The organism is Tenebrionibacter intestinalis, from assembly GCF_016632365.1.
Taxonomy (GTDB): Bacteria; Pseudomonadota; Gammaproteobacteria; order Enterobacterales; family Enterobacteriaceae; genus Tenebrionibacter; species Tenebrionibacter intestinalis.
Genome location: NZ_JAEPBH010000002.1, coordinates 116145 through 130222, shown reverse-complemented (window position 1 = coordinate 130222; position 14078 = coordinate 116145). Strand labels below are relative to the sequence as shown.

At 58.5% G+C, this 14078-nt stretch carries 10 protein-coding genes and 1 pseudogene; 4 read left to right on the top strand and 7 right to left on the bottom strand.

Annotated features, from left to right (window positions below; translation table 11 throughout):
• Nucleotides 1-13 precede the first annotated feature (13 nt).
• On the bottom strand, nt 14-1528 hold the full coding sequence (gene dgt / locus JJB97_RS01510) for a dGTPase (protein WP_238712034.1): 1515 nt from the start codon (nt 1526-1528) through the stop codon (nt 14-16).
• Between the two features lie 80 nt (nt 1529-1608).
• On the opposite strand from dgt, the gene mtnN reads away from it, so the two are divergent.
• Genes mtnN through JJB97_RS01495 form a run of 3 tightly spaced genes read left to right on the top strand, consistent with a single transcriptional unit; the run spans nt 1609 to nt 3738 of the window.
• Nucleotides 1609-2307 (top strand): 5'-methylthioadenosine/S-adenosylhomocysteine nucleosidase, encoded by a 699-nt coding sequence (mtnN, locus tag JJB97_RS01505; RefSeq protein ID WP_238712033.1) that lies wholly within the window; start codon nt 1609-1611, stop codon nt 2305-2307.
• Nucleotides 2300-3103: a vitamin B12 ABC transporter substrate-binding protein BtuF gene (gene btuF / locus JJB97_RS01500; RefSeq protein ID WP_238712032.1), complete on the top strand. Its 804-nt coding sequence runs from the start codon at nt 2300-2302 to the stop codon at nt 3101-3103. The genes mtnN and btuF overlap by 8 nt, the downstream gene beginning before the upstream one ends.
• Nucleotides 3104-3117: 14 nt before the next feature.
• On the top strand, nt 3118-3738 hold the full coding sequence (locus JJB97_RS01495) for a TRIC cation channel family protein (protein ID WP_238712031.1): 621 nt from the start codon (nt 3118-3120) through the stop codon (nt 3736-3738).
• 201 nt (nt 3739-3939) lie between these two features.
• Here the strand turns inward: JJB97_RS01495 and erpA are convergent, their stop codons facing one another.
• Complete coding sequence (gene erpA, locus JJB97_RS01490; protein ID WP_238712030.1) at nt 3940-4287, bottom strand: iron-sulfur cluster insertion protein ErpA; 348 nt, start codon at nt 4285-4287, stop codon at nt 3940-3942.
• Nucleotides 4288-4368: 81 nt separating this feature from the next.
• Nucleotides 4369-5784, bottom strand: a complete 1416-nt coding sequence (gene clcA / locus JJB97_RS01485; RefSeq protein ID WP_238712078.1) for a H(+)/Cl(-) exchange transporter ClcA — start codon at nt 5782-5784, stop codon at nt 4369-4371.
• 177 nt (nt 5785-5961) lie between these two features.
• Here clcA and hemL point away from each other — a divergent pair.
• Nucleotides 5962-7240 (top strand): annotated as a pseudogene (gene hemL / locus JJB97_RS01480) (glutamate-1-semialdehyde 2,1-aminomutase).
• Between the two features lie 606 nt (nt 7241-7846).
• Here the strand turns inward: hemL and fhuB are convergent.
• Genes fhuB through fhuA form a run of 4 tightly spaced genes read right to left on the bottom strand, consistent with a single transcriptional unit; the run spans nt 7847 to nt 13830 of the window.
• Entirely contained in the window at nt 7847-9826 is a 1980-nt protein-coding gene (fhuB, locus tag JJB97_RS01475) for a Fe(3+)-hydroxamate ABC transporter permease FhuB (RefSeq protein ID WP_238712029.1), read from the bottom strand.
• Nucleotides 9823-10710, bottom strand: coding sequence for a Fe(3+)-hydroxamate ABC transporter substrate-binding protein FhuD (gene fhuD / locus JJB97_RS01470; RefSeq protein ID WP_238712028.1), 888 nt, complete (start codon nt 10708-10710; stop codon nt 9823-9825). The genes fhuB and fhuD overlap by 4 nt, the downstream gene beginning before the upstream one ends.
• A gap of 8 nt (nt 10711-10718) precedes the next feature.
• The gene (gene fhuC / locus JJB97_RS01465) at nt 10719-11516 is read right to left on the bottom strand and encodes a Fe3+-hydroxamate ABC transporter ATP-binding protein FhuC (RefSeq protein ID WP_238712027.1); all 798 of its coding nucleotides are present in this window, start codon (nt 11514-11516) and stop codon (nt 10719-10721) included.
• Nucleotides 11517-11571: 55 nt separating this feature from the next.
• Nucleotides 11572-13830 carry a ferrichrome porin FhuA gene (gene fhuA / locus JJB97_RS01460; protein WP_238712026.1) on the bottom strand — a complete coding sequence of 753 codons (2259 nt, stop codon included), beginning with the start codon at nt 13828-13830 and terminating at the stop codon, nt 11572-11574.
• Nucleotides 13831-14078 lie beyond the last annotated feature (248 nt).

The following is a 14078-nucleotide window of genomic DNA, read 5'->3' as shown; positions in this document are numbered from 1 at the left end:
CAAAAGTAAATTATCAGGCTACCGCCATTAGCCGACGATACTCGTCCCAGGCATAAAGGTCAGTCATCCCGCTAATATAATCCTGAATTAACCGACAGCGATAATAGAACTCCATCACCTCATAATGCGGGTTGCTGCAAGAAAGCTTATCTACGGCTTCTTTATATGCCAGGCAGTGGCTGGACGATAATTTATGATACAGCCTTGTCTCAATGGGTAAATGACGCACGCCGCCCTCGCTGACCATCTGCTGAAAATCCGCCAGCGGCAGCATCAGCAGCGGGCTGTAAATATCCAGCAGACCGCTAATTACCCGATAACCCTGCAATTCGAGTTGTTCAACGTCCGGATGGTTAAATACATGCTGCATCGCCACCTGTTTATAAAGATCCAGCAATCGACTGGCCGGGCTGTCATCTTCAAGCAGCGCCTGATTAAAAGAGCCATCAAAAACAGGTTTAATATTATCAATAAAGCGCTGTGCGGCATACGGCACCAGCTTATTGAGCGTATTGACGCGCAAATACATAAAAAACTGATCCTCCGCGCTGCGTCGCATATTATTTGCGCGCGATTTTTCCCAGGCGTCAAGCACGACCTGAGAAAACAGATCGCCCTGGCAATGTTGCCCCCAGCGTGCGCAAAGATGATGATAAAGCCGCTCTACAGTAAATATATTTTTTTCTACCGCATCTTCAAGATCGGCTACGCAATAAGAAATATCGTCTGCCGCTTCCATTATCCAGGTGAGCGGAAAACGGCAGTAGTCGCCAAGCTCCAGTTCGCTGCGCAGACGCGCGATGTAATGTTCTTCAGAAAAATAAAACCCCGGTTTTTTCATTAAATAGCGGCAGGATGCCGGCGGCGTTTGCGCATCCCAGGCCGGGCGCGTGTATTTCAAAATGCAGCCCACCTGCGCCCAGGTCAGATTCAGCCGCAGCAGAGTATGCACCAGGCGAATACCCTGAGCGTTCCCCTCAAAGTGGCACAGATCCTGGCGCACTTTGCAGCGCAGCGTATTAAGCGCATCATCGCCCTCTTTCAACCGCAGCGTCGCAATAGCGCAGTGAAAATCTTCCTGCGCATCGCCGCAGGCCGCATCCGGGCGCAGGCGCTGGCGAAACCAGTCGTTAATAGCCGCCTCGCCAAAATGGCCGAACGGCGGGTTGCCGATATCATGCATCAGGCAGGCCATTTCAACGATACTTTCAAACGGCCCGGTCAGTGTTTCAAGCCCGTAGCGCGCCAGCAAATTTTGCTCTTTAAGGCGGCTTAATACCTCACGGGCAATGTAGCGGCCTACCTGCTGTACTTCCAGAGAATGCGTCAGGCGCGTGCGTACCGCCGCGTTACGTTCCAGAGGAAATACCTGCGTTTTTTGCTGCAGGCGACGAATGGCGGGTGAGTTAATAATGCGACCGCGATCGCTTTCAAAAATACGCAGGATTTCATGCTCGCTTTTTTCGCCTTCCGGGGAGCGGAAACGGCGATGCCAGTTTATTTTCCTGCGAAAGTCGATATCACTCATGATCCCTCCGGTTTATTTTCCTCGTCGTTTGACATGGTAGACTATGCCCGCAAATCCCACTATTAGCGAGTACCCCCCACATGAAAGCAGGCATCATTGGTGCAATGGAAGAAGAAGTCACGCTGCTGCGCGATAAAATCGACAACCGTCAAACGCTGAAGCTGGCAGGCTGCGAAATTTACACCGGCACGCTAAACGGTATGGACGTTGCGCTGTTGAAATCGGGCATCGGCAAAGTGTCTGCGGCAATGGGCGCCACGCTGCTACTGGAGCGCTGCAAGCCGGACGTCATTATCAATACCGGCTCAGCGGGCGGTCTGGCGCCGTCCCTGAAGGTGGGCGATATCGTTGTGTCCAGCGAGGTACGCTATCACGATGCCGACGTCACCGCCTTTGGCTACGAATACGGCCAGATGGCGGGCTGCCCGGCGGCATTCGTTGCCGACGAAGCGCTGACGGCGGCCGCGCAGCAGAGCATTGAGCAGCACAATCTACATGCGGTGCGCGGTCTGGTCATCAGCGGAGATGCTTTTATTAACGGCGCAGAGAATCTGGCGAAAATTCGCGCCCATTTTCCGCAGGCCATTGCGGTAGAAATGGAGGCGACCGCTATCGGCCACGTCTGTTATAACTTCAGCACGCCGTTTGTGGTAGTGCGCGCCATTTCCGACGTAGCCGACCAGCAGTCTCACCTGAGCTTTGAGGAATTCCTGGCGACCGCCGCGAAGCAATCCAGCCTGATTGTGGAAACGCTGTTACAGAAACTGGCGCATGGTTAGTATGCTACGGCGCATTCTGTACGCGCAGCTACTGCTACTCCCGGCGTGGCTGTACGCCGCGCCGCGGGTTATCACACTTTCACCCGCCAATACTGAAATCGCCTTTGCCGCCGGCATCGCGCCGGTGGCGGTCAGCGCCTGGTCCGACTATCCCGAAGCGGCTAAACGGCTCGAACAGGTCGCCAGTTGGCAAGGAATTAACGTGGAGCGTATTATTGCGCTAAAGCCGGACCTGGTGCTTGCCTGGCGCGGCGGCAACGCCGAACGTCCCGTCAACCAACTGGCTAAACTGGGCGTCAGGGTTCTCTGGGTAGATCCGCAAAGCGTGGAGGATATTGCAAAGGCGCTTGAGCAACTCGCCGTCTGGAGCCCGACGCCGCAAACGGCGCGCCGCGCCGCCGCCGGGCTGCGCGCGCAATGGCACGATATTCAGGCGCAACATGCCCGGGCCGCACGTAAAAGCGTGTTTATTCAGTTTGGCGACAGGCCGCTGTTTACCAGCGGCGGGCGCTCAATACAAAACGAGGTGCTTAACGCCTGCGGCGGCAAAAATATCTTTGACGACAGCGTCGCTCCGTGGCCGCAGGTCAGCCGTGAGCAGGTACTTACTCGCCGTCCACAGGCAATTGTTATTACCGGTGACGCGCGTAAGGCCGCCGCTGTAAAGCAATTCTGGGGCCGTGCGCTGCCGGTTGACGTTATCGCCCTCAATGCAGACTGGTTCGAACGCGCCGGGCCGCGTATTATCCTCGCCGCGCAGCAGCTTTGCGCTGCACTGACGCAGGTTGATGAATAAACTGAGGCGCGACAATGCTGGTTTACTGGCTGGATATTTTAGGAACTGCGGTATTTGCCATTTCCGGCGTGTTGCTGGCCGGTAAGCTGCGTATGGATCCGTTTGGCGTGCTGGTGCTGGGGGTCGTCACCGCCATAGGCGGCGGCACGCTGCGCGATATGGCGCTCGCCAACGGCCCGGCGTTCTGGGTTAGCGATCCTACCGATCTTATCGTCGCGATGGTGACCTGTGTGCTGACCCTGGCGCTGGTTCGAAAGCCGCGCCGTCTGCCGAAGTGGATTCTGCCGGCGCTCGATGCCGTCGGGCTGGCGGTCTTCGTCGGCATCGGGGTGAATAAAGCTTTTTACGCCGGCACAGGGCCGCTCGTCGCCGTGTGCATGGGCGTGCTGACCGGCGTCGGCGGCGGTATTATTCGCGACGTGCTGGCCCGTGAAGTGCCGATGATTCTGCGCACCGAAATTTACGCTACCGCCTGTATTCTCGGCGGCGTAGCGCACGTTATCGCCTACCAGCTCTTTCACCAGCCGCTGGAAAAGGCAAGCATGATGGGGATGGCGGTAACGCTGCTGATTCGCCTTGCGGCGATCCGCTGGAATCTTAAGCTGCCGGCCTTTGCGCTCGAAGAGCGCCACTGAATTTACAGCGCAGATTACCTGCGTCTTTACCCCATTTTTAGGGTCTGTGCGGCTGGCGACAAAGCAGGCTAAATCTGTTTGGCGCGCAGTCTGTTAACCGTCCCGCAGGCCCGATACCCCGGGCCTGTGGAGAAGCGACATAAAAAGCCATAAGCGGCTGCCGACATGTCTGAAGGCACGCTTTAATTTTCCTGGCGCAAATTAAATACTGAAGGAAGAACCGCAGCCGCAGGTGCTTTTTGCGTTTGGATTGGTCACAATAAAACGCGAACCTTCCAGACCTTCGGTATAATCTACGGCGCCGCCTACCAGATATTGCAGGCTCATCGGATCGACGACCAGCGCAACGCCCTGCTTCTCAATAGTCATGTCGCCGTCGTTGATCTGGTCGTCAAAAGTAAAACCATACTGAAAACCGCTGCAACCACCGCCGGTGATATATACGCGCAGCTTCAGGTTAGGGTTTTCCTCATCTGCAATCAGGTTCTTCACTTTACTCGCGGCCGCGTCGGTAAACTCAAGCGGCAGCGCTGCTACGTCATCACTCATTTTTTGCTCCAAACCAGTAGCTCACCGGGGAAAAAATTAACCCGATAGTTGTCGACATTATCCAATACCCTGGTAAATCGTTCAAGTATTCTGCGCGTCCCCGCCGCGCGCGCGCAGCTTCTGTGCCTCCTGCTTTGCCAGCGTGCGGGCGAGTATCGTGGAATAAAGCGGCTTGCCGCCCAAAAATTGCGCCAACAGCGTAGCGCCCAGGCAGGTAATAATCATGGGCAAAATAAGCTGGTAGTTATCGGTCATCTCCAGCACCAACACAATCCCGGTTAACGGCGCTCGTACGCAAGCTGCAAACAGCGCCCCCATCCCGGCAATGGCAAACGTGCCCGCATCAAGGTGGTAACCCGGAAACCAGGACGCGCACGCCATGCCAAACGCCGTACCCAACAGCGTACCAAGCGCCAGCATAGGCGCAAAAATGCCCCCCGGCGCGCCTGAAGAAAAGCACAGCACGGTGGTAATGACACGGGCGACAAAGATGAACACCAGCGCCCCGGCCGCATAGTTTCCGGCCGCGGCTATCGGAATCAGGTTGAACCCGCCGCCTGCCGCCGCAGGTTCAATGAGCCCCAACACGCCGCACAGTCCCCCCAACAGCGCGCCGGTAAGCACCCATTTGCGGATATCCCCGCCGTGCAGGCGCTGGAATTTATCCTGCGTAAAGAAAATCAGGCGATTAAAGAGCGGGCCGAGCACGCCAAAGACCATTCCCAGCACCAGGTACAGCCAGAGCGTTTCCACCGGCGCGTTGCTGAGTTTACCCACATCAATCACCGCCCCCTCGCCGTTAAATACCCGAAATACCACGCTCGACATAATCACGCCGGTAAATACGGCTTTAATGGAAATCAGGTTATAGCGAAACTGCGGGCGCATCTCTTCAATAATAAAAAGAATACCCGCCAGCGGCGCGTTAAACGCCGCCGACAGCCCCGCCGCAGCGCCGGTCGCCAGCAGCGTATGCCGTGCTTCGGCGCTGCGCATACGGAAGATATCCAGCACCATGCGGCCCACGTTACCGCCCAGTTGCACCGTGGGGCCTTCACGCCCAAGCACCATACCGCCGCCAAGCGTGCCAAGCCCGCCGATAAATTTTACCGGCAGCACGCGCCACCAGCGCACAGGGCGCAGTTCTTCAAGCGCCCCCTCAATCTCCGGTATGCCCGAGCCGCCAGCTTCCGGCGCGAAACGCCGCACCAGCCAGTAGCCCAGCGCCGCCAGCAGCGCAGAAGCGACAAACGCCAGCGGCCAGGCAAGCCACACATGGTCTGCAACCCCGGCAATGGCCTCCAGCCTCCGGTATTGCACGTAATTTACCGCCTTTTCAAACGCCACGCCGACAAGGCCCGCCAGCGTGCCGACCACCGCAGCCATAAACAATATCGCCAGCGGCGTTTTATCGCGCTGAAGCAGCCGGCCAATCAGTTTACGCCGCCGCAGGCGCAGTATTTCACGGGCGCTTAAAGAAAAGGTTTTGGGATTCATCGCGTTCAGCAGGCAGTTTTGAGACATTTCGTTATAGTTTACCCGGCGATAGCGGCGTCGTCCCGGGAAAATATCCGTCAGCGTTTCCTGCGTTGATCGATGACAACTTTTATACGTCGCCCCGGATCCCGTAGAATAGCGCGCTGAAAATCTCTTCCACGAATCAGGAGCCGATTCATGAGCCAGTCTGAAAACCTGTTTGCCGCCGCGCGCGCTTATCCCCGGCGGCGTAAATTCGCCGGTGCGCGCTTTCAACGGCGTAGGCGGCACTCCGCTGTTTATCGAACGCGCCGATGGCGCGTTTATTTACGACGTCGACGGCAAAGCCTATATCGACTATGTTGGCTCCTGGGGCCCAATGGTACTCGGCCATAATAACGCGACTATCCGCAACGCGGTGATTGACGCCGCTGAACGCGGCCTGAGCTTTGGCGCGCCAACCGATATGGAAGTGAAGATGGCGCAACTGGTGACGGATCTGGTGCCCTCAATGGATATGGTGCGAATGGTCAACTCCGGTACCGAAGCCACCATGAGCGCCATTCGCCTGGCGCGCGGCTTTACCGGGCGCGATAAGATCATTAAATTCGAAGGCTGCTATCACGGCCATGCCGACTGTCTGCTGGTAAAAGCCGGTTCCGGCGCGCTAACCCTCGGCCAGCCAAATTCACCGGGCGTGCCCGCGGATTTTGCCAGACATACCCTGACCTGCGTCTATAACGATCTTGCCTCGGTGCGCGCCGCGTTCGAACAATATCCGCAGGAGATAGCCTGTATTATCGTTGAACCGGTGGCAGGTAATATGAACTGCATCCCGCCACAGCCGGATTTTCTGCCTGGCCTGCGCGCGCTGTGCGATGAATTCGGCGCGCTGCTGATTATTGATGAAGTGATGACCGGTTTTCGCGTAGCGCTGGGCGGCGCGCAGTCTTACTACGGCGTAACGCCGGATTTAACCTGCCTTGGCAAAATCATCGGCGGCGGCATGCCGGTGGGCGCATTCGGCGGTCGCCGCGACGTCATGAACGCACTGGCGCCAACCGGCCCGGTTTACCAGGCCGGCACGCTCTCCGGCAACCCGGTCGCGATGGCGGCGGGCTATGCCTGCCTGCAACAGGTGGCGCAACCGGGCGTTCATGAAACGCTGGAGCAGCGCACCACGCAGTTGGCGAACGGCCTGCTGGAGGCCGCTCAGGAAGCGGGGGTCGCGCTGGTAGTGAACCACGTCGGCGGCATGTTCGGCCTGTTCTTCACCGATGCCGACAGCGTAACCTGCTATCAGGACGTTTTAGCCTGCGATACCGAACGTTTTAAGCGCTTTTTCCACCTGATGCTGGAAGAGGGCGTCTATCTGGCGCCATCTGCGTTTGAGGCTGGGTTTATGTCTGTCGCCCACAGCACCGACGACATCAATCACACTATCGACGCCGCGCGCCGCGCGTTTGCAAAGCTCTAAGCATCATGCCATAACAAGGCCGCGTGAGGTCTGTCGCCGCCCGCTCAGGGCTAAGGACGCGGCCTCCGCCCTACGTTGGGCGGAAAAGCGGGGCTGACTCGCCGCCAGTCGGGTGAAAGGACGCATCCACGCGTCCTTCACCGCCGCAGCCTTGCCCGGAAAACGCCTGAGCGCCCGGCGTAACGCCGGTCAGTTAAGATGTTTGAAAATCACGACTCCGTTAAGGCAAAAAACATGACAGGTTGAGATCCGGTTAGTGGGTTTTTTTTATTTAATCAGCCTTTTTGTTCGCTTTTAACATATACAGGCTGACCGCGCGAGGGCTGAAGCCCGGCAACCGCAGGCGAAAACAGTGACACAGCGCCCGCAATGCGGCTGGGGCGAAAAGAGGCAGAACGTCAAGCCGGCCAGGCTGTTGATCGCAAGGTAAGCGCGCCGCGAAGCAATGATGCCTTTGCATTATCGCAGGCGTTTGCAAAGTGGGCCGCTGCGGCCCACTTTGCCCATTGTTCATTCACCGTTGGCGCCCCCCGTGTAATCGGGCTTTAAGTGAACGAAACATCCGCTTAACCCTACGCGACCGGCGCTTTTTGCTGGAAAATAGCGTTACTTTCCCTGTCTGCGCAGTAACAACACAAAATACGGCGCGCCGATAAAGGTCGCCAGCAAGCCGGCCGGGATCTGATCCGGAAATAAAATCATACGCCCGCACCAGTCGGCCGCCACCATCAACGCGCCGCCCAGCAGCGCGGCGATGATAAGCTGCGCCAGCGAGCGGCGAAAGCCAAGCATACGGGCGATGTGCGGAGCCATCAGCCCCACAAAGCTGAGCGGTCCGATGGTCAGCGTAGCGGCAGCCGTTAACGTAGCGGCCAGCAGCAATAGCGTTATGCGCACCGGCGTCAGGGCAATACCGACCCCCCTCGCCGTCGCCCCGCCCAGCGCCAGCACCTGTAACCAGCGCCGACACAGCGGCGTAAGCGCCAACAGCAGCGCCATCACCCCTGCGGTACGCAGCGCCCGTTCGCCGCTGACATTATAGGTAGAACCGGAAATCCACGTCAGCAGCGTCGCCATACGCGGATCGCCGCTGGCAAGCAGCAGCATCAGCAGCATAGTAAACGCGGTGCTGAGCGCCATCCCCGCCAGCAGCATACGCTCAGGCGAAAACCCGCCGCGCCCGCCCGCCACGGTGATAACAAGCAGCGTAATGGCCGCCCCGAGGCTGCCTGCCGGCAGCAGCCAACCAAAAGCGTCCCCCGGCACCAGAAACAGCATCACCACAACGCCAAACGCCGCGCCGGAGCTGATGCCCAGCACTTCCGGGCTTGCCATATCGTTGCCGGTCAGGCGCTGAATAATGCAGCCTGCCGCCGCCAGCATCATACCGGCGCTCAGCGCCGCCAGCGCGCGCGGCCAGCGCCACTGCCACAAATCGGTCAGCATACCGGCATCGGCCCAGCGCCAGCCGACGGCGTCACGCCCCAGTACCAGAGCGATTGCCAGCAGCGCCAACAGCAGGCCGGCGCCGATCAGCGCACTGGCCGCTACGCGGCGGCGCTCCTGGCGTACACTCTCGCCCTGAGACATCGACGGCTCACGCGAGGTACGCAAACGCGGCAGCAGCCACAGCAGCAGCGGCGCGCCAAGCAGCGCCGTCACCGTACCGGTGGAGATTTCACGCCAGACCGTCGCCAGCCAGACGATAAGCTGGTCAGACAGCCAGAGAATCAGCGCGCCGATAACCGCAGCCAGCGCCAGGCGCGCCAGCAAACGCCGCGCGCCGAACATCCGGGCAAGCAGCGGCGCGAACAGGCCGATAAAGCCCACAATACCGACGGCGTTCACCAGCAGCGCGCTGATGGCGACAGCCAGCGTCAGGGCCAGCAAACGCGCCAGCGACAGCGCCAACCCCAGATTACGCGCCACGCCGTCATCAAGCCCCATCAGCGTAAGCGGGCGCAGCATCAGCAACACCAGCATTAACGCGCCAAGCAAACGCGGCCACAGCGCGCTCACGCTGCGCCAGTCGGTCTGGTTTAGCGTGCCTGTGCTCCACAGAAACATATTTTGCAAAGCATCATGGTTAAAAATCGCCAGCAGTTGGTTTAGCGCACCGCAATACATGCTCATCACCAGGCCTGCAAGAATTAGCGTCACGGGCGACAGACGCTTCCCCCAGGCAGCGCCAAACACCAGTAGCGCCACCAATCCCGCTCCCGCCAGCGCAGCGATTTGCTGAAAAGCCAGCGGCAGCGCCCAAAGCGTCGCCACCGTCACGCCAAGCTGCGCGCCGGTCGCCACGCCAAGCGTAGTCGGTTCCGCCAGCGGATTACGCAATACCTGCTGGAACAGTACGCCCGCCAGACCAAGCCCGGCCCCCACCAGCAGCGAAATCGCCAGTCGGGGTAGCGCGCTGTAGTAAAACAGCATTTCGCGTATATTATCGATATTCGGCTGCCGCCATGCCTGGCCCCAGGCCGCACGCGGCAGCAGTGCCGTCAGGTTGTATAGCGTCATCAGCAATGCCGCGGCAAACAGGGTTGCCAGCAACAGGCCGGGGAAAGCGAATGAGGGGGCTTTCATGAATGCCCCCTCAGCGCCCTATCCAGCACGCGGCAGAAATGCATGGCCGACAGCGTTGCGCCGTAAAACCACACCGGCTGCACGCGGGTAAAACGGTCTTTACGGACAAACGGCATCGCCTGCCACAGCGGCGTCGCGGCAACCTGGCTCATCTGCGCGTCGTCGCCGTGCGCAAAACAGACGACCTGTTCGGCGTCCACCGCCGCCAGCCGCTCCAGCCCCACTACGGCGCTCCCCCAAAAATTCACCTCGCCTGACCAGGCGTTTTCTAACCCTAACGTATCCATGACCTGCTGAAACAGGCTGTTTTTACCAATAATAAGCGCATGGCGCGCATCCATTAACGACATCAGCAAAATTGGCCTGCCGCGCCAGGGCGCAAAACGCGTCTTGCCGCTCTCAATAAAGGCATCAAACTGGTTAAGATGCGCGCGAACGCGCAGGCGCAAATCCAGCCGCTCTCCGAGTTCTGTCAGCGAGCGGCGGGCGCTGCTCAGCGGACGCGAGCCGTCGCTAAAGCGAATGCCCATGCCCGGCGCGATACGCTCAATTTTCTCTACCGAAGGACCGTAGCCTGCCGAGTAGACAATGAGCGACGCACGCAACTGACTTAGCAGTTCAAGATTGGGTTCCGTGCGCAGGCCTACGTCAATAACCTCTGGCGGCAGCGCCGGCTCCCCTACCCACAGGCGGTAGTTTCGGGCGTCGGCAACGGCCAGCGGCATTACGCCCAGCGCCAGCAGCAGCTCCACAGGCAACCACTCCAGCGCGACAATCCGTCTCAAATCCGGCGTTGCGGCGCGGCTGACGCCCGGCGCCGTCAGTAGCGGCGAAAGCGCCGCAAGCGCCAGCAGCCGGCGGCGCGATAGCGTGAAATCAAACATTTGCGGCCTCACCAGACAAAACTGACCGGCGCACCGCCCGACGGATGCGGCAGAATTCCCATCGGGATGCCGTAAATCTGCGCCAGCGTTTCGCTGTTCATTAATTGCCCGGGCGTCCCCTGTGCAATGACTTCGCCGCCGCGCAGCGCCACCATCCAGTCGCAGTAGCGCGCCGCCATATTGATATCGTGCAACACGGCAATCACCGTCAACCCGCGCTGACGGCTGAGGCGCTGAATCAGCGCGTGTACTTCCGCCTGATGGGCGACGTCGAGCGCGGAAGTGGGTTCATCAAGCAGCAGGCAGCGGCTGTCCTGCGCTACCAGCATGGCAATCCAGGCGCGCTGACGCTCGCCGCCGGAAAGGCTGTCCACCAGCCGGTGAGCAAAAGGTTTTAGTCCAACCAGGGCAATGGCTTCTTCCACTTTCTCGCGATCGGCCACGCCAAAGCGGCCCAGCGCGCCGTGCCACGGGTAGCGGCCAATGGCCACCAGTTCACGTACGGTCATGCCTTCTGCGGCAGGCAACTGCTGCGGCAGGTAGGCGGCTACGCGCGCAAAAGCTTTGCTACTCCAGCTATCCAACGGCTGCCCGGCCAGCGCAATATCGCCTTCTGACGGCTTCTGATGACGACCCAGCATCTTCAGCAGCGTCGATTTGCCGGAACCGTTGTGGCCGATAAGCCCGGTCACTTTACCGGCAGGGAAGGTTAAAGAAAGAGAGTGCAGCAGCGTGCGTCCCGGCACGCGAAAGGTGACATCGTTAAGGCTAAAGGTCGCCTCATGAACGCTCAGTTTATCCTGCATAACTCGCCAGTAGGTTAAAGGGCACGGCAAACCGCGCCCTGAGAGGGAAGGTAAATCAGAAGCGGAACGTAGCGGTCGCAACCACCTGACGCTCGGCCCCCCAGAAGCAGCCGTAGGTCTGAAAACAGCTTGCCACATATTCGCGGTCAAACAGGTTGTTTACATTTAGCGCAACGCTGGAGCCGCTCATGCCCAGGCGCGCCAGATCATATTTCACGACGGCGTTCGCCACCGTGTAGCTGCCCACTTTAAAAGCGTTGTCCGGGGAACCATAAGCAGAACCCACATAGCGCGCGCCAGCGCCCAGCGTCAGGCCGGAAAGCGGGCCATCGTAAAAGGTGTAATCGCCCCAAAGCGAAGCCATATGCTCAGGCACCTGCTCTGGCGTATTGCCCTTGAGTTTGGTGTCTGTGGTGTATTGCGCATCGGTATAAGTGTAGGACGCCGTCACGTTAATATTGGCATTCACTGCGGCTTTGGCCTCCAGTTCCAGACCACGCGTGCGGACTTTCCCTCCCTGAATCGAGAAAAACTCATGATTCGGCGCCGGATCCGCCATCAGGTTGTCAGACTTAGTCAGCTCGAACAGCGCGCCCGTCACCACAACCGGCATATCCTTCGGCACATACTTCACGCCCGCCTCGTACTGGCGGCCTTTAGATGGCTTAAACGCCTGGCCGCTGGCCGATGCGCCGGTATTAGGCTCAAAAGATTCGCTGTAGCTCAGGTAGGGGGTAATACCATTATCGAACAGGTAATTAACCCCGGCCCGACCGGTAAACTGGCTGTCGCTACGCGCAGAGATGCTCTTTGTCTCGCCGCGAGTTACCGCTTCCTGCCTGACCCAGTCGTAGCGTCCGCCAACGGTAAAGACAACGTTGTTCCATTCGGCCTGATCCTGCACGTAGATACCGGCCTGGCGCTGCTTATTCACCACTGAATACGGGCCGGAAACCCCCGCTTCTTTGCTGCCAAAATCAAAATCGCCGGTTACCGGATTATTGAGATCCAGCAGCGGCACAGAGCCGTCGTAACCGAACCAGGCGTCGATATCATTGCGCATGCGCATAAAGTCAACGCCCGTCAACAGCGTGTGCTTAACATCAGCGGTAGCGAATTTGCTTTGCAACTGGCTGTCAACAGAGAAGTTTTGCAGCTTTTCATTATCCGCTACGTATTTGCGCGCCAGATAGCGGCCTTTTTCCGCATCCGGCAACGCGCTGCACAGGGCGTTGCCCGCGTTATAGGCATCGCTGCACACGCCCACGCCGTACACGCTGTTCTGCGAGGTTTTATTTTCGGCAAAACGCAGGTTCTGGCGAAAGGTAAAGGTGTCGTTAAACGCATGATCGAAAGCATAGCCGACCATTTTCTCATTACGCGTGTAGGTATTGTTCGTGGCGCCTTCGTTAAAATCGCGCCCCAGACGTTTGCCGTTCGGCAACGTCTCAACGGTGCCCTCTTTCGGCAGCCAGCCATAGTAACCAACATCCGGTTCATTCTGGAAATACGACAGGAAGGTAAGGTGGGTATCGCTATCCGGACTCCACGTAAAGGATGGCGCAACCGCGTAACGTTGCTCTTTTTTATATGTCTGCATGGCGTTACTGGAGCGCGCCACGCCGGTCAGGCGGTATGCATATTCGCCGTTATCATCCAGCGCGCCGCCAAAATCAATACCGGTCTGGAACAGGTTGTCGGACCCCATTTTAAACTGAAGTTCACGGATGCTGTCCGCGTCCGGACGCTTGCTGACCATATTAATGATGCCGCCCGGGCTACTTTTTCCGTACAGCACGGACGTCGGGCCGCGCATTAACTCCGCGCGCTCCAGCATATAAGGGTCGATAACCGCATCATTATAAAAGTCGCCCTGCAGTTTCAGACCATCCAGATAGTTATTCTGACTCAGGCCGTTGGCGGTAAACCCGCGGATAACCACAAAATCGTAAGAATTAGACGCGCCGCGAGTGCCGACGTTTACGCCTGGCGTATAGCCCAGCGCTTCTTTCACCGATGCAGGCTGGCGCATCTGCATTTCTTCGCGGGTGACAACAGAAACCGACTGGGGGGTTTTCTCAATCGGGGTATCGGTTTTCGTCGCCGTCGCCGTACGTTTGGCGGCAATCGTTGCAGACGGCCCCCACGCACTTTCCTGCTCAACGCCCGCCGCGCCGGCGGTCACGGTGATGGTGTCTTCTTTGTTGTCCGCCGCCCGGGCGGTTACGGAAATACCGCCTACCGCTGCGGCTATCAGCACGGCAAGACGACAAACAGAAGCGTTGGCCGGCAGGCCGATATTGGAAAGCGCCATTGTATTTTTCTCTAAGGGAGTAATGAACTGAGAACGTAAACGATAATTATTATTATGGGCAAGAATGATAGGCGAAACGCAGCCTGCTTTTCAAGAACAAGCTGGCGCGCCAGACGCCGCCAGCGCAGGGTTCAACCGCTCTGCGCCAGTAATTTAACCCCACCTTCACAATTCTTTTTTTTTATTTGCCGTAACGTAACGAAAACGCTCTTTAAATCACATAACAGGCATAAAAAGTTCGTCTGCTG